The organism is Bacillus sp. SRB3LM (assembly GCF_015712745.1).
Lineage (GTDB): Bacteria > Bacillota > Bacilli > Bacillales > Bacillaceae_G > Bacillus_A > Bacillus_A thuringiensis_K.
In genome coordinates, this window is sequence record NZ_VWVQ01000003.1 from 1 (window position 1) to 21,137 (window position 21,137).

Genomic DNA, 21,137 nt, shown 5'->3' on the forward strand with positions numbered 1-21,137 from the left:
TTCAAGAAAAATTAAACCACCTATCCCCTAAAGAATTTAGGGAACAAGTGGTTTAGGTGTTTTGATTGGTGTCCCCTTTTCGGGGGTCACTTCAGTTTTAGATACCAGGGCTTTTATATATTCAATCTGTTATCTTTCCTTTGCAATTCATTCCAAAACTGAATGTATCTATGCAGCGCCTCAACGCTTTTTAAGCCTAAATACGCTTTAATTTCAATGGATTTCATACCGTTTTGTAAAGAATTCAAAATGAATCGATTCCGCAACATAGTAGGGGTTACACGAATTTCAGCGCGTTTCACTTCTTTTTGTAGCATTCGTTGGACAGCGATTCTAGTCAATGCAGCGGGTTGATCTTTGTCATAGTCCCAGCGGAACGTTTGCGGAGCGAAATCGAACGCAACAAAGAAAGGATCTCCCGTTTGCTGGCGTGGTCGTATGAGTCTTGGAATCAGTTTGTAATAGGATAGGGCAAGCTTTACATCATCTTTGGATAGCGTAATAGAGCGTTTATAAGCATGTAATCCTCCTGGCGTGATGGTATTTGTTCCGAAGTGAACATCATGCATAGAGAGCGTGATAATGTCTTGTATGGATAGCCCATAATGTAACATGAAATGAATCAATAAAAGATTACGTTTCATAATGAACTTTCTTCCTGACGCCTGGTATTCCGTCAATCCGTTATAGCTGCGCATGACGCCTAATAACTTTTCTATCTCTTCATCGGATGCAAAGTGTTTAGAAGTAAGCTCAGGAGGCGCAACGTCGCTTTTTAAACGATCTGCGGCACCATGAAACTGTAAAAAATTAATTAAAATGCCTCGTACACGCTTCATATTAGAAATTGAAGCCTCACGTTCCTTTCTAAGCCATTTTAAGTAGCGCTCCAATGTATTTATATCAAAAGAGCGAAAAACATCTTCTGGGGGCAATTGAAGTCGTTTTTGAATCCATGAAACAAATAAGATCAGATCATAGCGGTATTGCTTCAAGGTGGACGGTTTACGACCACGTTTTAATAAATCAGCAAGAAAAAAATCAACAGCGGAATTCCATGTCATGGCTATATACTCCTTTATCCTAAAAATTGTGTACCGCAATTGTATCAAAAAACCACAAAAACAAGCAATAGGGGATTCTAGGTCCTGTTTTTTTGTTACAGCAGCTGTTCCTTAATTTTGTAGCAAAGTCTTAACGATTCGTTCAGGGCCAATACGAAGAAGATCGAGCCTGGCTAGAAATGACAGGAGTTCCTGTGATTATTTTGACACCAGGGGAGAGGAGATGACCGAGGGTTAAGGCTGGTTTTTTGGGGGTTAGGGATGTGTGGGGCGGCGGAGCCGAGCCACCGAGCGCCGCGCAGCAAGCGAGAGGAGTGAGCTAAAGGCGAACGAAGGAGGAGAGAACGCCGAGCTTGTTGTGTGAAGTGAACGATGCCCGCCGCACCGATTATGTAGTTTTTAAAACTTTTCCCTTGCCCTGCTATCTGATTCATTCGAATCAAGATACCAGAACAAGGAAAGCTTCAGGATTTCATCTGGTTTAGCGAAGATATAGGGAATCCCGAAACCTCCCTATATATCAACGATTTTTGACAATCGTAAGTGATGAACCAGACGATGAACGCAAGCATCACAGTTTCATACCTAATTCATCAGTAATTCATAAGGTTAATTTGTGCATATAAATCTCATATTTGTTTGAATACGTTTGAAATACGGATTTTAGTATGTTTCTAGTTTAGATGAATGATTTGCACATATTGCGTGAGTATTGTTCGTTTTTTGAGATATAAGATTTTTTAAGATGGTTGTAAATATTTTAAAAACTAAAAGGTAAATTAGAAATATAGGATACTCTTATTTATTAAATCTTGTTTTAAAAGAATTAAAAACATTAAATACATTAGGATTTATTTTGGAGCTTTTATCCTTACTCTCCCAAGGTCTTAGAGATTTTTTCTTATTCAATTCCTTATTTAATTGCTGATGAAAGTTAGCTGGCATTCTATGATAAATCTCACATGTTTTTTTGCTGAAAGCGGTGCTAACACCTCAAAGCTAAATAATGAGATTAATAGATTCTAAAAATAACAATCATGATTGCATGACAAAAAGCCTTGTCACTGTCATTTTTTTGAACAAGGCTACAGTATTCTTATTTTGTTGTTAGGCACAGGCTTTAAGAGTTTGGATCTAGACATTTCCGGAATACATCAAATGAAATCTTACTCTTATAAGGCTTTCCAAATGTCGTAGTAGCGAAATATTCGTTTGCTTCACGAGTACGGCGTTTTCTAAGTTCTTTTACACTATTCGTATACATTTTTATGAAATGTGCAGGGGTACTTACATCTGCTTGGTTATATTCAAACCATTGTACACAATCTTTGAAAATCTTTTTTGTATCTCGATCTATATCTGCTGGCATACGTAAAGCGATTGTATAAGCATCTTTTTCAGTTATATTTGTGTCTTGGGTTAGAATGTACACATAAAGTTTCTGTTGTGCTTCACTCATGTGGTCATTCATTTCTTCTAATCTTGCCACCAGTTTATCTCGTAAGCTAGCTTCTAATTTTTTATCTTTGTCAGAATTCGTTTTTTGTTCTTCAGCTTCTACTTCAACAGGTTCGACAGGAGTGAATAAATCGAATCCATGGCATGTAGAAACGGGAGTACCCTCTTTTTTATCTGTATCCTTATGTTTTTTCTTACCAATTTTCTTGGACAGAAACTCTGTAAATGTAGAAAAAATATTGATTGTTAATGCCCATTTTTGCTTAAAATATTCAATAATTTTCAAGTAATTATTATGTAGGCTTAAAATGTAGATAGATGGCGCAATTTTATTGTGACGTCTGGTTTTAATTTGATGACATACTTCCAGATCTTCTAGCCAATTCAGAATAAAGTTGATTAGTGGTACAGAAATACCCGATTTTTGGCTAATTTTCTCTTGTCTAACTTGAGAAAATCCCTCTTGAACAAGGTAGGAAAGCACGGTTTCAAGTGCTTCATATCGGCGTGGCGTTTTCTCGAAGTATTCTTTTGTAGTTTTACCTTCACATTCGAATAGAATACTATCAATATCTTTGATTACACTTTTGACTGCTTGATTGATAGCTCCCGTCTTACATTTAGGAATACGATATAATCGAGGGGATAGTTCTCGTTTTGCTGTACTTAGTAAAAAATTAGTTAATAACATAAAAAGACCTCCTATTTTTCCCCAGTACACACTCTCAGAAAAATATTGGGAAAATAGCAGTTCTTATTCACATAATTATCGCTTTGTGTTATAATTTCTATATAAAAGCGAATATTTTATATGTAATATAAAGAACCTCTACTTTCTGGGATATTTCAATTGGCGCTAGCTTGCCGGCCTGTTACCAATTGAATATAGACTGAGTGGGGTTTTTTTATTTGTTTTTTAAGTAAAATCTATTCTTCTTCTATTTTACAAGTCACAAGCATTAATATCAACACTAAAAATGTGAACTCTGTATAATGAGTGTGAAGTAATTAGTTTTATTTTAAATAATCAGAAAATTCAGTTAAAATTATTTCATAAATTCCTGAATCTCCTTATGATAAAATTAATAAACATAGTTAAATTAAAATAGAGGATTAAAAGGGTGAATTTCTATGTTTGATATACATAAAAGAATGAACTTGTATCTAGAGTCTTCTAAGTTAGAACATAAATTGGTTGCAAAAGAATTAGGCATACCAGAAACTACATTCTCAAATTGGTATACAAAAGGGCAAAATATTTCAATATACTCACTAATGAAAATTTCAGTAAAATTGTCTCCTTTAGATCGGAATATTCAAGAAGATGATCTTATTCAACATTTAAAGAAACACAGTAGACAAAACATAAATGTGAAAACAGCATTTCTAATTGCACATTTAAATGGTTTTGACAAATTATTAAATTACATAATTGATTTATGTGAAAAGCATTGTGAATTAGAAATGCAGAGATGTTTTAAGATTTTTCGTTTGTTTAAATATCGCTTAAATGAATCTAAGGGATTGGAAGAAATCTTTTTAGAAATTGAAAGTTCAAGACCGTTAAACAATAAAAAACATTTCCAAGTTGGTATGTTTTGTGACATCTTAAGTATGTTAATTTTATGTGATTCAGGAAAAGTTGATTTAATGGAAACGTATAAGCAGAGGATAGAAAAAAATTTAAAATTATTGAAAAATAAAGAATTAAAGAAGTTATATAATTTTTGGATAGAAAGTATATGGGGTTATGGAGTATTAAGAGGTAATGATATTGTTGGTTTTCAAAAGATTTATAAAGGTTTAATGGAGTTTGATGATTTGAGTTTTTTTCCAGTAATGCAAGCTGTGATAGATAGTAGAATGGGAGAGAGTAACTTATTCTCGAATGAAAAGGATGCATTTTATTATTTAGAAAAGGCCTGTAATGTTTTATCATCTCTAGGAGAAAAACATAAATATAAAATTGCATTAAATACTTTAAATTTCTTGAGAATAATAAAGTGGAAAGACATTGATAAAATCGATATGAACACCTTAGATATAGCAGAAAAAAGCTTGTATTTCATCAAGGATAATGAGGAGGCCCAAGCTAATAAATTACTAGATTATCTTGAACAAAAAAACAAGTGTTTAAGTCCTATTCAGCGTGTCTATAGGGGGATGGCTAATAATGATTTAAATGAAATTTCAAAGGCTATTGATGCAATGAAGGCAAAAAATGACTTTTTTTATGCAGGATTTGCGCAACAAATCTTTAATGAATATAAAGAGAAAAGTATTCAAAGTATTGGAAAGGGATTTTAAAAATGAAAAAAGTTATCTTTATTCTGATAATGTCGTTTTTAGTTCTAATTAGTAGCGTAAACTTAGGATTAACAAATGAATATAATAAAATAAAAAATGTACATTTTGAGTCGCAAGGATTGCAAAAAAACAATATCCTTATGATGAGGACTGATCCCGGGGGTGGAATGTAGAGTAATAACAAAATGAAAATATGTAAAATCACAAAAGACGTCGTAAATACGATGTCTTTTGTGATTTTATAAAGGATTTTATTAGTACGTAAGCAGGAATTTATGAAATTCAAAATTATAAAAGGTGGCGCTGTTTAATGATCTTAGACAAAGAGTTACTACTAAAAATTCTTGAAAATATTGATTTAGAAACATTAGGAGACTGGATAGATTTATGTGGAGATATCTCTAAAAAATAAGTTTGTATGTCACTTTTTCAGTTGTTTTCCTTTTTCTTTTTCATCAACCTCTATTAACAGAAAATTGGCGTATCTAAGTAATTCTTTTTCTATATATGGTTTATATTCTTCTGGGACACTCATGTATTTATCATAAAGCAATTGTGATAAGCGATGGACAGGGTCTTCTTCTCCTTCTACTCTTTGAAGAAGTTCATCATCGCTTATCATATGATTTAATAAATATGCTTCACTAACATTAAAATAATTAGCAATTTCATGGATTTTATTGATTCGTGGTATTTTTTCTCCTGTTTCCCAGCTGGAAATAGTTCTGTAAGTCGTATTGAGATCTGCCGCTAACTCATACCTATCTAAACCTCTTATGGTTCTGAGTTTTTTTATATTTTTTCCCAGTATATTTTTTTTCATATCAATAATCACTCCTATACTTACTATAATAAATGCAAAAAAACTTAATGTAGGAAGTTTTGATGTAAAAATTACATTTTAAGTGTTGACAGACACCTTTAAGGTGTTTATTATGTATTTAAGGAGGTGAGAGAATGAATAATTGCGAACAAAAAATTTCGATTATTAAAAATATTAGAAATGAACAAGGTATGCTTCTTAAAAAAGTTGCAGCAGATTTAAATTTAAATAAAAGTGTACTACAGGCTATTGAATCTGGAAGAAAAAGTACAATTGCTGAACGTGCACATAGTATTGCCGCTTTTTATAATCGACCAGTTGAAGAATTGTTTATACCTACTTATTATCGAGCGCGAATTGTATAAATCAAAAACCATAAGAAATTGTTTAACTGTTCTTTGAAAACTTAATGACTCTAAAGGAGCTGTAAGAAATGATATTGAAACGATCGTATCAAGCACTACTACTCATCACGAGTGTACTCTTATTGGTGATGAGTTTCTTCATTCCTCTCAACAAAGCAAGTGCCGAGATAATCAATCATGAAAAGTACAACATGGATTGGGCATATTCTCCACAGTATGGGAAAGAGGTGCGGACAGAACTACTCAAGAATGCAAGTGGTCAAATAGCTTATTGCCTGGTATACGGCCTGAAATCGCCTAATGGTCAAGACCTTCCTGAGAGCGGACGAACAAACGATATTGTGTACCGTGTCTTGTTAAATGGATACCCACAAAAGAGTCCAGAAGAATTAGGGGTTTCCACTTGGGAACAGGCGCATTATTCGACACAGCTGGCCTTATGGAATTCATTAGGGCAAATCAATACGGCAGAATTACAATTTAAAGATGCAGCTGTTGAAAAAGCAACGAAAGCAATCATTCATGCAGCGGATCAGAGTCAAGACACACAAGATGTATACATGAATGTAGTTCCAACAGATAAGAAAGAAGCACAGCTAAACGGCGAATATTTTGAAACTACAACATATACAGTACAAACAAACGCGAAAAAAGGTACTTTCAAGGTACAAATGAACAATGCGCCACAAGGTACACGTGTTGTTACAGAACAAGGTGAAGCCAAAGAAATGTTCCTGATAGGAGAAAAATTCCGTATTCAAGTACCGAAATCCTCTAAGAGTAACGAACTATCCTTAAAAGTTGTTTCAAATCTAACGAATTACAATGCGATTGCATATAAGGGAACTGAAACCATCCAGGATGCAACGGTTTTGTTAGAACGTAGTACAGAGCAAGTAAGTACAGACTTACAAGTGTACTGGAAAGCAAATGGTTCACTCAAAGTAATGAAAGTGGATGAGAACAAAAAGCCACTTCCAGGTGCAGTGTTTACAGTCTTAAATAGCGGTCAAGAAGTTATGGGAACGATTACAGCTAATGAGAACGGTGTAGCCGAACTTGGTAACTTAGAGCTAGGTACGTACACGGTTAAAGAAGTAAAAGCACCTACAGGGTATGTTTTAGATGCAAATCCTAAAACATTTGAAGTAAAAACAGGTGAAGTTGCTGTTGTTGAAATGAAGAATGAACAAATCAAAGGAAATGTACAGCTTTTGAAAGTAGATCAAGATGGTAAGAAGAAATTGGAAGGCGCAGTATTTATCCTTGCGGATGCAAAAGGGAATGCAATACATGAGTACACAACAGATAAAGATGGCCTAATCAAAGTTGATAATTTGAAGTATGGGGAGTATCAATTTATCGAAAAATCTTCTCCAGTGGGCTACATCTTAGTTAAAGAACCAATTCCTTTCAGCATTAAGGAAAATGGAAAGAAAATCGAATTAATCGCAAAAAATACAAAAGCAAAAGGAACGATTGAAATTACAAAAGTAGATGTAGCAGATGGGAATAACAAATTGCCAAGTGCAGAGTTTACAATTTACGATGAACAAGGCACTTTAGTAGTCAAAGGCAAAACAAACGAGCAAGGAATTGCGAAATTTGAGAAGCTTCCAGCAGGGGCATATACGTATAAAGAAACTCTCGCCCTAGACAGCTACCTAATTAACGAAGAGACATTCTCTTTTAATATCAAAGAAGATGGTCAAATTATCAAACATACAGTACAAGATAAGAAAAAAGAAATTCCACCAACACCAGAAAAACCACAACCAGAAAAGCCAGAATATCCTCAACCACAACCGGAGAACACACCACAGGTGATTGAAAAGCCTGTAACAACACCAGAGAAACCACACATCATTGAAAAACAACCAGAACAACTAAAACAAATCAAAGAACAACCGAAGAAAGTAGAAAGTCATTTGCCAACAACAGGCGGTAAAGCGGAAAATCCATATTGGAAATGGATCGGGGCTACACTTGTAGTTCTAGGCGGTATCGCAGCTGTTCATGCAATTAGAAAACGTAAAGAACCAAAAGCAAAAATATAAAAACACTCTCAACTGATAAGGGAGGGCGGGATATAATGTGCGTGTTTGATGTACATTATCAGATTGATGGGATCAAATACAAAAAATCGTATTTGCTAGCATTACCTGAAGATGGGTTTCAGTTGCGAAACAATATACAACATGTTCTATTTCAAGATCACCAACAAGCAGTTACAATCCTTTCTACAGATTTAGAAGATCTATTTTTAGAAGAAGAGTAAAGAGAGAAAGAATGGAAACGTAAAAAGGCATAAAAATATAGAATATTTCTATTTAACGATATAAAAAGATAAATAAATAAAAGGAGGATTTCTCATGAAATCAATTAAGCACATGCGAAGCAAACGTGGTTTTTATATCGGTAGATTGAGTCAACAAATGGCAAATCAAGCGAATCATTCAAAAAATTCATCTGAATTGGCTGGAATTACAGGAAGAGGGATGGCATTTTCAAGTTTTTTAATGACATTAGCTGGTCATCAAAAAGGGATGAAACTGATTGATCCAAAATCCAATTTCCATAAACATTTTCACAAGTGATAACAAGTTTAGTTTAGGAAGGATGCTCTTTCATAAGAGCATCCTCCATCAAAAAAAAGAGGAACAGAAACCATGTATACCAATCGGCATGAATGCTGGGAATTATTTTGGAAAGAACAACTCACGGTAGAAGATGAGTTGGATGTAGAACAAATGAAACAAGAACTCTTTGAATATAAAACATTGCTAGATCAGATGAATCAACTCCAACACGCATCCGCACAACCTCACATTTTAGTCCAATTAGCGATAGAACAACGTATACAAAAACACCAACAAAAAGTAGTAGCGCTTGCTTAGTCCATATAAGAAATGAGGTGGAAAAGTGGCACGTAGTAAGTTTGATAAAGAACTTGAAAACATGCTTGAAAAGAACTGGAAACCGCTTCTTGTTTTAGGGGGTGCGGGCTTTGTCTGGTACTCCAAAGAAAAAATATTGGCGGAAATCATGAAATATGTACCAACAGCAATTGATGTAACAGTTAGTATATGCCGCCTGATCTTGTTAGGAATCTTAATCTATACAATAATCCGCATCGTCCTACATTACTTGTATGTATATTTTGAGAAAAAGCGATATCAATACGTGATGTTTATCCCGCATATCGATGATGACGTGACAGCAGAAAAGTTGGGTCAAATGATTCGCCATGTGCATAATACAGGGCGAAAACCATTGGAACGTCTATGGAAAGGGCGAGAATGGTACCGAATGATCATGTTTCGTCCGGAAGGGACAAAAGAACGTGTGCGCTTCTATATTGGTGGTCCCAAAGATGAATTAAAGCGTGTTGTGCAAGCGATGAGAAGTGTGTATGAACATGCTGAAGTCTACGGAGTTTCTCGTAATGAAGTGCCTTTCCCATCTAAAAAAGCAGTAGGTGGACGAATGGTACTCAAACGAAAACGAGCAGCCACGTTATCACTCGCTCGTTACAAGAAAGACCTGTTACCGATGCTGGGAAACGCAATGGAAGAAAAAACATGGGTAGACATCGCCTTTTCACCAGACAATGGATATCACCTTACAAAAGGGATTCGTAAAGCGGAAAAAGCACTCAAAAAGAAACATGAATTAGACACATTCGAAAAAGAGGAAATCAGAGCATTGAATAAACGTTTCTCAAATAACGAAGTGGCATTTCAGGTATCTGTTTCCTTTGCAAGTGAACATTATCCTGGTGTACCAGTCATTAAAAATATTGGTCATATGGTAGCAAGTATCATGGCTGATGTAAATGAGTTACGGTACAGACGCCTCAAGCGTTGCATGCCCACCGTACCAAATCCGATATATGGAAAGATGGTATGGACCAGTTCAGAACTTTTGAACGTGTTTCACCTTCCAGATGTGACAGGAGATAAAGAAAAGAAGGCAGAACAACGCATTCTTTATTTAGATAAAGGGGAGGCAATGCTGCCAAACGATATGTTGGCGGAAGGAATCGCAATTGGTCACGTCATGCATCCCTATATTAAAGATCGATTAGTAAGAATTAAAGAGAAGTATTTAAGCAACCACGGCTATATCACAGGAAAAGTAGGGAAAGGGAAAAGTTCCTTAGTTATGGCTTTAATGCAGAGTCGTATTGATCGGTGGATTGAAAATCCAGATAAAGAAGGTGGGTTCTCATTATTTGATCCGGCACAAGATTTAGCACTTGTTACGATGAATCGTTTGTTAAAAGCAGAGCTTGACGGAAAAATAGTAGATTGGAGCAAGGTTCATTTTATACGCTTTCGGGATACCAAATATCCTCCAGCACTTAATTTACTCCATAGATTTCCAGATGAAGCAGGAGATGAGGTGCAGGCAGTCGTTGAATCTATTATGGAAATTATTAAAACTGTGATTCCAGGGCAAGCGCCGCAAACCGAAAGGTTGCTAGAAAACATAATAGGAACATTGTTATCCGATACCTCACGCATACACACGATTTTGAGTGTCCCACTGTTTATTACAGATGAAGCATTTCGCAGACATGTTTTGAATCATGTAAAAGGGCCACAGAAACAGTACTACATGAACTACTGGGAATTTGAGGTGGAGAACGCATTAGAAGACAGTAAACAGGCGATATTGAACCGTTTAGATATGTTTCGGAATACATCTTACCTCAAGAGAATGTTTGGTCAAACAGACTGTTTTTTAAATATTCGAAAATGGATGGATCAAGGTCATATCGTTATTTTTGATGTTCTAGGAATGGGCAAGAAAGATTTAGCTGTGACAGGTGCATATATTGCCAATCAATATCATCGTATTGCACAGAAACGGCCAATTGGATCTAAACTACATCTTATGCTTATCGACGAAGCACACGATTTTAAAATACCGATTCTTAGCAAAGTTGTAGCAAAAGACCGTAAGCATGGATTAGGACTTTGGATCTTAACGCAACGAGTAGAGGGGCAATTAGACCCGGATTTAAACGAAGCATTACGAGAAGCGGGTGGTAATTTCTTTGTATGTGGTCAAGGGATGAGATCAGCAAGAATTTTGGAAGGTGTTATGCAAAATAAGTTCAGAGCGGATTATTTGCAAGGTCTACCCAACTTAGTAGCGGCGATTCAAACACAAGAGAAGCTGGAAGGAGATACAGAAGAACGAAACGTTTGGTGTACCGTTCGAATCCCTCCACTAAATCGGTATTTACCTAACGGTAATGTAGCTGATTATCTAAAAAAAGAAGAAACACAAGCCGCAAATGATTGGACCAAATCAAAAATTACAGAATTGGAACAGCATAGTGGCAAATCGGCAGAGGAAATTGATAAAGAAATTGATGAGTTTTTATATACAAAAGCTAAATATCTTACGCCAAAAAATGAAACTACAAAAGCACCAGATCGACAAGAGAAACAGGCACCTGTCAACCTAGAAAAGGAATCAAAAGTGAAACTTGTAGTGGTGGGTTCAAATGAAGAACGTCCAGCACGTAAGAAAAGAAAAAGTATGTTCGACGACTGGTAAAAGGGGTAATTGTTATGAAGGTAGTGGCTTTATTAGAAGAAGACGAACAAGTTTTAGTAAATATATATACGCACCTTTTTGTCGATGTGGAGTACGTCACGATGCGTCATTACGATGGATATAACAAACGCTCTGTATATAATCGTCTCCGTAAGTTAGAGTTGGCGAGTTACATTAAAAGTGAATACTTGCCAGTACCAACTATAAGAGGACAAAAGCGATCAAATGTTAGACCTAAGAAGGTGTATACATTAACCAAAAAAGGAGTAGATACCGTACGTGACTTGCGAGGAGATGTGAGGTGGAAAGCCAAATGGTCTGTACGTGCACCGCATTTTGTCTATCACAGTATCATGTTGGCTCATGTAGAGTGTGCGATGACCCATGCGTCTAAGAAGCAAGATTCGAGGATATTAAGAGAGTGGATTAGTGAGGTGCTTGGCACATTTAAATATACGAACAGTAGAAAAAAATCAAAAAAGGAGGGGGCTGGCATTATTCGACCTGATGGAGTAGCGATCATTGGGAATAAAAGAAACGTTTCGGCAAATGGCATTCTCTTCTTAGAAATGGAGCGCTCTTTTAGTACAAAAGAGGTGCTCATAGAGAAAATAACTCGTTATAACGAATTTATGAGACAACAAAAGATGGATGAATACGAAAAACACGCAGGGATTTCTTACCCTGTCGGGCAGTGTTCCCTTACTTTTATCGCTGGAAGTAAAAACAGAGAAAATGAGATAATGCGCTATTTAAAAGGTGTTGAAAGTCCAGAAATTCCAGTGTTTATTACATTATACGAAGACATACTACAAAATCCATTTGGCGAGATCTTCCGCGATATTGAAGAAATGGATGAAAAAGTGGGGTTATAAGATCGTGTTTAAATTTATTATTTCGTTTGTTGCAAGCATCATCACATTAGTTGTTTTCTCAGATTGGATTTTTGCAAGAGTACCAGGATCACGTGCGGCCTGGGAAGCAATCCAAAGTAAAGTAATGGAAACTTACTATACCCAAGGATGGGAAGGGGTACTGATTTTGGGAGTCGTTGCAGTTGGTGTATATAAAATGGTGGATCGATAGAGGTGAAAATTAAGATGGATATGCATCCAATTACGCTTGTAAAGTGTTTAGGACTAGGGATATGTTTATATTCGCTTTTAGGGGTACTTATTTGTGCCAAGCGAAAACAGTGGGAAGGCTGCATGAAATTCTTAGGGTGTGGCTTTTGTCTTGAGTGAAGGAATTGTAGAGGTTGCAAAGTATATTGGTGGTCCCATCGCATTTGGTGGTGGATCTTAACGAATAAAGGGGTGAGGGATTGTGCCGATTATTGGTTTGAATCCTGATTACATGCAAGGAAATTATCTAGTGGAGAGCATTGTAATAAGTATTTTACTACTCGTTGCAATTGTCCGTTTGGTTCAGCTGAAAAAATGGGGGATGTGTACGTTAAGTTTTGGTGTATGGCTATTCCTACTCATTGTAATGTTTTTTGGGAAAGAACTAGCGAATATAGGACCAATTATAGGTGGTCCAATCAATCCAGGGTTTTAACAGCTAAGAAAAAGTTTATAGGATTTGGTCATGTTCCAAAAAATCGTAAAAAGAAAGGATGGAACGACATGTTTATCTATAAGGAAATATACGAACGAGGGAATTTGGAAGAGGCAGATTGCCGGTTTATCGATCAGGTTTGCAGTCAGCTCGATTGCGGGGAAAGTTATGATATTTGTTTATCTATGACAGATACGTATCTACAGAAAATTTTGGTGATGGGAAATGGAAAGATACTTGAAATAGAGATTGGCCTACATCTAGACGAATTGGAATGGAAATGTGATTGTAAAGAACTCACAAAAGAAAAAGCAATTTCAGAAGTGGAATATGAATTAAGTTGTTACAACAATTTTCAACAAGCACGAATGGAGAAAGGTTCGGGGTTTAAAAAAGAGGTGGAGAGCTTTCTTGAACTGTTAAAAGAAAGGGAGAGTGCATGATGGAAAGCGTCCTGGAAGTGAATTGTGAGGAAGGGAGGAACTGTTTATGTGGAAGAAGATAAGGAACTGGTTTCAAAAAACCAAAAATGGAAAAGAAGGTGAACCACGTAAGGCATTACGTGTTCCCTCTTATAGAGGTAGATTGATAGGGAAATGGCTTTTTTGGGGGTTATTAGCCTGGATGTTTTTCGTTTCCTGTACCACAGTCTTCAAAACGATGAAGGCAGACGCAAAAGTAACGCCGCAAACAGAAACAAAACAAGTGGTGCCTGAGCAAAACCTTGCGACACGCCCAGAAGCGATTGAATTTGCACGTTTATTTACAAAAGAGTACTTTACCTGGAAGAGGGGAGAGGAAGATCTTAGAAAGCGTGCAGAGCGTTTGAAAATATATCTATCCAAAGATGTAGACTCACAAGCTGGTGTAGAAACGAATGCTTTACAATGGGATTCAGAATTTCTTGCCGCAACACTTTTAAAAGTGGATGACAAGAAGCAAAAAGAAGCCAACGTGATCTTTAAAGTGAAATATAAATTACACCGCATGAAACCGGATAACAGTGGGGAAGAGGTCAAAGAAGTGATGCAACAAGTTTCCATCCCAGTTCAAACAGATGGGAAAGCATTTGTCGTAAATCGGTTACCACAGGTTGTGAAAATCAATGAGAAAGCAACGGTAAAAGAAACAGAAGATGAACGAGAAGAAGTGAAAGATGTGAAGGCAAAAACAGAGATTCGTGAGTTTTTACCAACATTTTTCAAATCGTATACAACCGCAACGCAAAAAGAACTGGCATATGTACTTGAGAATCCAGAAATTAAAGGTTTAGAAGGCAGCATGAAGTTAGATAAGATCATTTCTTCCAAAGTATATCCAGGAAAAACAAAAGGAACATATGAGGTGCAAGCAGAGGTATTGCTAATTGATGCACATTCGGAAACAAAAATGAAGGCTGCTTATACCTTGGTTGTGAAACAAACTGGAAAGCAATTTGTTGTGACAGACTTACAAAATTAAGGAAACGAGAGGGGAATGTATATGTTAGATATTATGAATTATTTCATGCTAGGAATGGGTTTAGAGGGAGTATTTGAAGAAGCGAAAACGCAAGGAACTTACGCACTATACATTGTGTTTATCGGAATTGGTGTTTACTTAGGATTTAAGCGTGCTTGGACATTATTCGCATCTTTAGTTGTAGGAGGCGGGGCATTGGTGTTCTTTATTAATAAACCGGATGCATTGAAAGCCATCGGAACATTCCTCGGTGGACTTGTCGGTCTGTAAGAAAAAGGAGGGAACCGCATGCAAGAACCAAAACAAAATGGAATTGTATCATATTGTTTCGGAAGCTATATGAGTTTCATGAGAAGACAATATGAGCTCATGGGGAAAAGACTTCCTCGCGCTGTGACGTGGCGCGCAATGGGATACTTTGTAGTGGTAGAAGCGGTGCTAGTAGCGCTCCGCTTCCTCCCCCCTTTTACATGGTGGCTCAGTGATATCATTGATCAATTTTATCTCGTATACTACATTGTTCTCCCTATTTTTCTTATCTGGGGTGTGGACCAATACAAAACAGATGACAAATCCCTTTTTTCTTATGTACGATCTTGTACGACATTTACATTTCGAAATCATCGAAGAAGTCGTTTAGCTTCTATCCCCAAATTAACCAAACATGTTGTGCGAGGAACAACGTTCATACAGTATCAACCGGAAGATGTTCAAAGTACGCAACAAATAGATCAAAAGAACACAGATATACATGCCTATTCAGTAACATTTTTAAATCAAGAGGAGGAATGTAAGAATGTTGAAAAGTATGAAACGCAATCCGCTGAAACACATTGAAAAGAATTTGGCATTTAGTATAGATGGTCGCTGTTCCTCGGTATATGAAGTAAACGGATTTGGATATGATCACAAAGATGAAAGTACAAAAAAAGCGTATTACCGCAATCAACTCGCTTTATTTACCCACCAAGAATACGATGTACAATTTCTTGTCATTCCCCGGACAACAGATTGTGATGAAATTATCGATCAGCACATTGCAACGTTAAAAGGACCGACAGCACCAACAGGACATTTCTTTTTTGAACAAGTGAAAAAGTACCTTCGGAACTCATCGCTCGCAAAAGAAAGCATGGAGTACCGCTTTTACGTACTGGTTCAGATGAACCAAGCAAAAAAGGAACGGAAAATGATCAATCCTGTCGTAGAATCTATGAAATTCTTCAAAAAAACATGGGAGGGCTTCACACAAACAGCGCACAACGTTTCAGGATTAGGGGCGACAGATATTTTAGAAGAGGAAATCGAATCGTATTTAGAAACAGAAGAACTTGTTTATCATCAAGTACGTAGCGCTTTTCAAAATACAAAACGTGCCAATCCAACCTCTATTCGTTTTCTCTTCCAACATAACTTTACACGCGGTATGACAGAACCGGTCCACGATAAACAATGGAAAGTGGGCTCCACACTTGAAATGGAAAACGAACAAGGAGAAACAGTACGGGTGAGGCGACCAGACTTACAGAAGATGATTCAGTTAACAGATTGTGTTATTGATGAAAGTCCAGGACGTTCTCTGGTGCTGGAACAACAGAATGAACAGGGAGAAATAGAAACAGCGCATGTAGCCTTTCTAGCTATGAAAAGTATGCCAGAAGCATCTGTTTTCCCAGGGGGAGAGTGGATTTATAGACTGCAATCTCAAACTTTGAAATTCCCTGTTGAAATGAGTATTCGTGCACATCACTTAGAAAATCAAATGGTCACGAAAAAATTAACAAATAGTGAAATGGAATTAGAAGATCAGCAAAAACAAGCGATGATGGGACGCGGTTCAAAGGATATGACGATTGAGAGAAAAAGGCAAGGCGTTCGTATTGTCAAAGATCGTTTTGAGACTTCAGGTGCTCCAGGATATGAATTAAGCGTCTTGTTTTGTGTGTACGCTCATGATGCGAAGACATTGCAAACGAGAATCGAAGCACTTAAAACGGAATATAGAAAAATGAAAATAGAACTGGTAAATTCATTTGGAGATCAACTCGCTTACTTTTATGAATTTCTACCAGGTTCCAAACGATACAACAAAGATTTTAAATTGTTTGTAGAACCAGGCATACTCGCACAAGGGATGTTTGGTGCTACAACACAAATCGGGGACAATCAAGGTTTCTACTTTGCAAAAACCAAAAAATTAAATCGCCCTGTCTTTATTCGGCCAGACTTGGCAGCCAAAGCACTTGAATACATCATTACAGAGTTTGAGAGTCTATCCGTCATGTTTGCGGGGCAAACCGGGAAAGGAAAGTCGTTCCTCATGAACTTGTTAGCCTTTTGGATTGTCCTTAGCGGAGGTAGAGCATTCATCGTAGATCCTAAGGGGGACAGGGGAAAATGGAGCAAGTTATTACCAGGATTTAATAAACCTGAGATGGGATTTTTAGAAATTTGGACACTTGGAAAGGAAAAAGAAGATGCAGGGTGTTTGGATCCATTCCGAATTAGTGCCACAACAGAAGATGCGAAGAGCTTGGCGCTCGAAGTTTTAACATCTTTATCAGAAGTCGGGTTAAATGATACAAGGTACGATTACTTATATAAAGCAATTGAAATTGTCGCAAAGGAAAAAGATGCTTGTTTAACATTAGTTCGTGTAGAGCTGGAAAAAATGAAATTACATGAAAATTTATTACCAACTGAGCGAGAACAATTAAATGCATTAACAAATCGATTGGCAACATTAGAAAGTATCCAGCTTGGGGATTTATTATTTGGGAAACCTGGTCAGAATTACCGTGTCATCAGCTTAGAAAGACCGTTGCAGGTGGTGCAGATTCAGCACTTACAGATTCCAAAAGGAGACCCGCATACAAATGAAAGTGTAACAGATAAGTTGTCACGTAGCATTTTAGTCACGCTTGGTGCATTCGCAAAATCGATGATGCATTCAGACCGTGAGGTATTTAAGATTTACATGTTAGATGAAGCATCCAGTATGTTAAAAAATCGTGAGGGTGGCCGTATCTCCGATAAAATTATTCGAGAAGGGCGTTATCATAACATGGGGTTGTATTCGGGAACACAAAACGCATCGGATTATAATTCGGAAAATAGAGAGATTGCGAACGTTGGAATGAAGTTCTGTTTTTCTCTGAAGCATGATGATGAGGCAAAGGAAATGCTGAAATATTATAACCTACCTATCACTGAAGAAAATGTGCGAATGCTTAGAGAGCTTAGAAGGGGCGAAGCATTGTTCCAGGACATTTACGGTAGAACAGCGATTGTAGATATTGATCCCGTATTCGAAGAATTGGCACATGCATTTGATTCCTCTACCAAAACCGATGAAGAACGTTCCATGCAAATGGCGTAAAGCGTAGTACAATACAGATAAAAGAATTCTAAATTATCTGTATATGGAGGATGGAAAAAATGAAAAAGACAAAATTCGTATCTGGAATGTGCGTGGCATGCATGTTAGTACTTGGTGGAATGTCTGGTTGTGGAACGAACGAAACAAAGAGTACAGTAAATCAACAAGAAAGCAAAAAGGAAAGAGAAATGAAAGAAGCGGATAAAGCCGCAATGGAGTATGTAAGAGCGTTTATTGATCTTGACTCAACGAAATTAGAATCGTTATTTTATAAACCATATAAATTCATGGAAGGTGGAAACTCACATCCAGGGGCAAATAAAGGTATAGAAGAAAGATATGATTTATATCGTTACGATTTAAAAGAAGGGAAAGATGAGTATTACTATCACGTAAAATATTATCACCCTGTTCAAGAGAGAAAACGAGTGATGGACTTGAAAATGGTAAAAGATAAGAAGGATGGTAAATGGAAAAATTATGAATGGGCATGGGAGGACAATTACAGTTTAGAGTCCATTGTTGGTAGTATGAAACCAACCCATGTTCATAAATGGGGGCAAAAGGAATGAAGAAATTACTTTCACTTTGCATGATGTTGGTATTTCTATTCATGCCGCTAGGGTCATCCGTTACCCTAGCGGAAGAAGAGAAAAAACAAGAGCAAACAGGGCAACGGATATCAGAAAACTTATTCAAAGGGTACACAGATGACGTGTATAAAGGAAAATATTACGAGGTGGATACAGAAGCACCTAAAAAAGATGAGAAAGGGGTCATAGAAAAAGTAGGTAGTTATTTCTTTGGAGAAGATAGTATAGGGCAAGACATTCAGCGTATGATTTATACGACTTGTCAATGGTTTGTGAATTTGGCTTTTAAGCTGAACATTATGCTAACGCAACTCACCATGTTTTTAGTAGATCAAGCGTTGAATTTAGATATTGTTTCAGGTGTAGCGGATAAATTAGCAGCATCCATGCAAAATATCTCTGGTATTGGTGAAGATGAAGAGGGGAATGTAAACTTTTTAAGCGGAGGGTTATTTCCATCTATCATTAGCTTGATGTGCGTATTATCAGGATGCTATGCAGCATATGTCTTTTTTATAAAGCGTCAGCCGACAGCGGGATTAAATGAACTGGTGAAAACAGTGTTAGTGATTGCATTTATTCTCGTCTTTATTGGAAATGCAGGTACTGTACTGAAAACTGCAAATACAATTAGTTCGGAAGTTAGTACAACGATTTTAGCGAAGGCAACAGGTACAGTCGCTGGAGAGCCAGGTCGCTCACAAAAACAGGCAATATCTTCAGTTAAGAAACAAATTTGGAGTATTTTAGTAGAAAGACCGTACTTATTTATGCAGTATGGGGAAGATTCAAAGGAGAAAATTGGTGCAGGACGTGTTGATGAATTATTAAAAACAGCACCAGGTAAAAATAGAAATAATATTGTAAAAGAGGAAGTAGAGAAAAAAGGTAATCAAATGATGAAATTAGATTCTGTAGGGGATCGAATCATCTTCACACTTATCTATTACATCGTGAACACATTTATAGGAATTCCTATTCTTGCATTCTGTTTACTAATTGTAGCTTTCCAATTATGGTTTCTTGTCATGAGTTTAATTGCACCAATTGTTTTAGCTGTAGCTTTATTACCAGGGCATCGTAAAGTCATTGAGAGCTGGGTAACACAATGGATTAGACCACTCGCATTAAAAGTCTTAATGTCTATTATGTTGGTTATTATTTTCACAGTATCAGAGTTATTGTATGTGTTACCAGAAGCAGGGCTTGCGGGATATGTATCAACAATGGTGTTCCAAATTATCGTGTTTATCTTATGTTATATCTTCCGTGACAGCATTACAGCATCCTTCAAGAAAACAAAAAACATTTATAGAACAGTGACAGATATCTCGCTGATGACAGAGAATTTTGCAAATCGCGGAAAAGAAATGGCAATGGATGTCGGTGGAGCAGTAAGTGAACGAGTTGGAGATCATTTTAACTCGGCAGCTGAACTAGTCGCAGCTGGTGAGCCAGAACCGATAGAAAAGGGAGAAACAAAAGAAGAGGAAGATAAGAAACCAAAACTCGCGAAAGTAGATGTTCCAGCCGATTTGTCAGCTTATGAGAAGAATGAAGAGAGCGAAGAAGACGAAGAAAATAGTAAAAGTAAACAACTCATTTCTTTACAAGATCATAGACAAGAAGAGCAAGAAGATCCAGAACAAAATGAACAGGATATGCCAGAGCAACAACTTGTACGATTGGATCCAGAAGAATTAGAAAAAGTATTGGAAACAGCTGAAGAAGCGGGAGTAATAGATACTGAAAATCAGGACCAAGATAGAGAATATGCGAGTTTAGGAGAATTTACAGATACAACACCACTAGAAGAGAATTTAGAGGAGTTACCACACTTAGATATTCCACAAGAACATATATCCGATGACATAGTACCCAATGATCCAGTAGCATTAGATAAAAATGTTATTCCAGAAATCATGCCAGAACAAATAGGCACTGAAGGAGTTATTTATCCGCAAGATACAGATATAGATGTCGAGTCAACTATACAAGGGAATATAACTGAAACATCTATCATTTCAGCACCAAGGGAAACAGCAACTATTCCAGATTTAATTCCAGCTGCAGTAAATCCAGATGGAGAAATTAGTTCAAAACAAGAAATCGGGATTCCGGTAACGCCATCAGAAATTGCAACTACAAATGTAGGTTCTATGGTGTCACAAGGTGTTATTGAAACGCCAATTGTATCTACACCAGCTGAAACCGTAACTATTCCAGGTTTAATCCCAGCAACCATAACCCCAGATGGAGAAATCCGCCCACAACAAGAAATCGGAGTTCCAGTACTGCCATCAGAAATTGCAACTTCAACTATTACAGCAAATACACACGTGGATGCTGTGCTACCACAAGATGTTATGGAAACACCTAGTGTATCGACACCAAATGAAACAGTAACTATTCCGGATGCTATAGCTGCTGGAAGTGAAGATTGGAACTTGCCAACACAGGAGCCGAAACAATTAAATCATCTAGACTCAATGGAAGACAAATAACATTCTAGAGGTGAGGGTATCCCTCACCTCTAGTTCCAATATGGGAAGGGGG

The 21,137-nt window shown here is 36.9% G+C and carries 20 protein-coding genes; 17 read left to right on the forward strand and 3 right to left on the reverse strand.

Annotated features, from left to right (window positions below):
- Positions 1–113: 113 nt before the first annotated feature.
- Positions 114–1,064, reverse strand: a complete 951-nt coding sequence (locus F3I02_RS01355; RefSeq protein WP_196477468.1) for a tyrosine-type recombinase/integrase — start codon at positions 1,062–1,064, stop codon at positions 114–116.
- Positions 1,065–2,184: 1,120 nt separating this feature from the next.
- A complete protein-coding gene (locus tag F3I02_RS01360; protein ID WP_196477469.1) occupies positions 2,185–3,213 on the reverse strand; it encodes a Replicase RepFR55 in 1,029 nt (342 codons plus the stop codon).
- 440 nt (positions 3,214–3,653) lie between these two features.
- On the opposite strand from F3I02_RS01360, the gene F3I02_RS01365 reads away from it, so the two are divergent.
- Positions 3,654–4,829 carry an AimR family lysis-lysogeny pheromone receptor gene (locus tag F3I02_RS01365; protein WP_196477470.1) on the forward strand — a complete coding sequence of 392 codons (1,176 nt, stop codon included), beginning with the start codon at positions 3,654–3,656 and terminating at the stop codon, positions 4,827–4,829.
- Positions 4,830–5,250: 421 nt separating this feature from the next.
- On the opposite strand, the gene F3I02_RS01370 is transcribed toward F3I02_RS01365, so the two are convergent.
- Complete coding sequence (locus F3I02_RS01370) at positions 5,251–5,658, reverse strand: helix-turn-helix domain-containing protein (RefSeq protein WP_179871737.1); 408 nt, start codon at positions 5,656–5,658, stop codon at positions 5,251–5,253.
- 128 nt (positions 5,659–5,786) lie between these two features.
- Between F3I02_RS01370 and F3I02_RS01375 the strand changes: the two genes are divergently transcribed.
- From F3I02_RS01375 to F3I02_RS01450, 16 genes are all read left to right on the forward strand, one after another.
- A complete protein-coding gene (locus F3I02_RS01375; RefSeq protein WP_196477471.1) occupies positions 5,787–6,017 on the forward strand; it encodes a helix-turn-helix domain-containing protein in 231 nt (76 codons plus the stop codon).
- 68 nt (positions 6,018–6,085) lie between these two features.
- Positions 6,086–8,074 (forward strand): MSCRAMM family protein, encoded by a 1,989-nt coding sequence (locus F3I02_RS01380; protein ID WP_196477472.1) that lies wholly within the window; start codon positions 6,086–6,088, stop codon positions 8,072–8,074.
- A 35-nt stretch (positions 8,075–8,109) separates the two neighbouring features.
- Positions 8,110–8,295, forward strand: a complete 186-nt coding sequence (locus F3I02_RS01385) for a hypothetical protein (RefSeq protein ID WP_078185327.1) — start codon at positions 8,110–8,112, stop codon at positions 8,293–8,295.
- A 94-nt stretch (positions 8,296–8,389) separates the two neighbouring features.
- On the forward strand, positions 8,390–8,614 hold the full coding sequence (locus F3I02_RS01390) for a hypothetical protein (protein WP_196477473.1): 225 nt from the start codon (positions 8,390–8,392) through the stop codon (positions 8,612–8,614).
- 72 nt (positions 8,615–8,686) lie between these two features.
- Positions 8,687–8,914, forward strand: a complete 228-nt coding sequence (locus F3I02_RS01395) for a hypothetical protein (protein ID WP_078185329.1) — start codon at positions 8,687–8,689, stop codon at positions 8,912–8,914.
- 25 nt (positions 8,915–8,939) lie between these two features.
- Positions 8,940–11,588: an ATP-binding protein gene (locus F3I02_RS01400; RefSeq protein WP_196477474.1), complete on the forward strand. Its 2,649-nt coding sequence runs from the start codon at positions 8,940–8,942 to the stop codon at positions 11,586–11,588.
- Positions 11,589–11,602: 14 nt separating this feature from the next.
- Positions 11,603–12,463 carry a replication-relaxation family protein gene (locus F3I02_RS01405; RefSeq protein ID WP_196477475.1) on the forward strand — a complete coding sequence of 287 codons (861 nt, stop codon included), beginning with the start codon at positions 11,603–11,605 and terminating at the stop codon, positions 12,461–12,463.
- A 4-nt stretch (positions 12,464–12,467) separates the two neighbouring features.
- Positions 12,468–12,674, forward strand: a complete 207-nt coding sequence (locus F3I02_RS01410) for a hypothetical protein (protein ID WP_078185381.1) — start codon at positions 12,468–12,470, stop codon at positions 12,672–12,674.
- 240 nt (positions 12,675–12,914) lie between these two features.
- Positions 12,915–13,148, forward strand: coding sequence for a hypothetical protein (locus tag F3I02_RS01415; RefSeq protein ID WP_196477476.1), 234 nt, complete (start codon positions 12,915–12,917; stop codon positions 13,146–13,148).
- Positions 13,149–13,216: 68 nt separating this feature from the next.
- Complete coding sequence (locus F3I02_RS01420; protein WP_196477477.1) at positions 13,217–13,591, forward strand: hypothetical protein; 375 nt, start codon at positions 13,217–13,219, stop codon at positions 13,589–13,591.
- 46 nt (positions 13,592–13,637) lie between these two features.
- Complete coding sequence (locus tag F3I02_RS01425; RefSeq protein WP_196477478.1) at positions 13,638–14,609, forward strand: conjugal transfer protein; 972 nt, start codon at positions 13,638–13,640, stop codon at positions 14,607–14,609.
- Between the two features lie 15 nt (positions 14,610–14,624).
- Positions 14,625–14,879, forward strand: coding sequence for a TcpD family membrane protein (locus F3I02_RS01430; RefSeq protein ID WP_371410145.1), 255 nt, complete (start codon positions 14,625–14,627; stop codon positions 14,877–14,879).
- 18 nt (positions 14,880–14,897) lie between these two features.
- Positions 14,898–15,446 (forward strand): TcpE family conjugal transfer membrane protein, encoded by a 549-nt coding sequence (locus tag F3I02_RS01435; protein ID WP_196477479.1) that lies wholly within the window; start codon positions 14,898–14,900, stop codon positions 15,444–15,446.
- Positions 15,406–17,988, forward strand: coding sequence for an ATP-binding protein (locus F3I02_RS01440; RefSeq protein WP_196477480.1), 2,583 nt, complete (start codon positions 15,406–15,408; stop codon positions 17,986–17,988). The genes F3I02_RS01435 and F3I02_RS01440 overlap by 41 nt, the downstream gene beginning before the upstream one ends.
- Before the next feature lie 59 nt (positions 17,989–18,047).
- Positions 18,048–18,560 carry a hypothetical protein gene (locus F3I02_RS01445; protein WP_196477481.1) on the forward strand — a complete coding sequence of 171 codons (513 nt, stop codon included), beginning with the start codon at positions 18,048–18,050 and terminating at the stop codon, positions 18,558–18,560.
- Entirely contained in the window at positions 18,557–21,085 is a 2,529-nt protein-coding gene (locus F3I02_RS01450) for a CD3337/EF1877 family mobilome membrane protein (protein WP_196477482.1), read from the forward strand. The genes F3I02_RS01445 and F3I02_RS01450 overlap by 4 nt, the downstream gene beginning before the upstream one ends.
- Positions 21,086–21,137 lie beyond the last annotated feature (52 nt).

Coding starts and splice junctions, on each gene's coding strand:
- F3I02_RS01435 (WP_196477479.1), top strand. CDS start 14,898: ATGCAAGAACCAAAACAAAATGGAATTGTATCATATTGTTTCGGAAGC.
- F3I02_RS01425 (WP_196477478.1), top strand. CDS start 13,638: ATGTGGAAGAAGATAAGGAACTGGTTTCAAAAAACCAAAAATGGAAAA.
- F3I02_RS01390 (WP_196477473.1), top strand. CDS start 8,390: ATGAAATCAATTAAGCACATGCGAAGCAAACGTGGTTTTTATATCGGT.
- F3I02_RS01365 (WP_196477470.1), top strand. CDS start 3,654: ATGTTTGATATACATAAAAGAATGAACTTGTATCTAGAGTCTTCTAAG.
- F3I02_RS01360 (WP_196477469.1), bottom strand. CDS start 3,213: ATGTTATTAACTAATTTTTTACTAAGTACAGCAAAACGAGAACTATCC.
- F3I02_RS01430 (WP_371410145.1), top strand. CDS start 14,625: ATGTATATGTTAGATATTATGAATTATTTCATGCTAGGAATGGGTTTA.
- F3I02_RS01445 (WP_196477481.1), top strand. CDS start 18,048: ATGAAAAAGACAAAATTCGTATCTGGAATGTGCGTGGCATGCATGTTA.
- F3I02_RS01375 (WP_196477471.1), top strand. CDS start 5,787: ATGAATAATTGCGAACAAAAAATTTCGATTATTAAAAATATTAGAAAT.
- F3I02_RS01380 (WP_196477472.1), top strand. CDS start 6,086: ATGATATTGAAACGATCGTATCAAGCACTACTACTCATCACGAGTGTA.
- F3I02_RS01395 (WP_078185329.1), top strand. CDS start 8,687: ATGTATACCAATCGGCATGAATGCTGGGAATTATTTTGGAAAGAACAA.
- F3I02_RS01355 (WP_196477468.1), bottom strand. CDS start 1,064: ATGACATGGAATTCCGCTGTTGATTTTTTTCTTGCTGATTTATTAAAA.
- F3I02_RS01385 (WP_078185327.1), top strand. CDS start 8,110: ATGTGCGTGTTTGATGTACATTATCAGATTGATGGGATCAAATACAAA.
- F3I02_RS01440 (WP_196477480.1), top strand. CDS start 15,406: ATGTTGAAAAGTATGAAACGCAATCCGCTGAAACACATTGAAAAGAAT.
- F3I02_RS01405 (WP_196477475.1), top strand. CDS start 11,603: ATGAAGGTAGTGGCTTTATTAGAAGAAGACGAACAAGTTTTAGTAAAT.
- F3I02_RS01420 (WP_196477477.1), top strand. CDS start 13,217: ATGTTTATCTATAAGGAAATATACGAACGAGGGAATTTGGAAGAGGCA.
- F3I02_RS01450 (WP_196477482.1), top strand. CDS start 18,557: ATGAAGAAATTACTTTCACTTTGCATGATGTTGGTATTTCTATTCATG.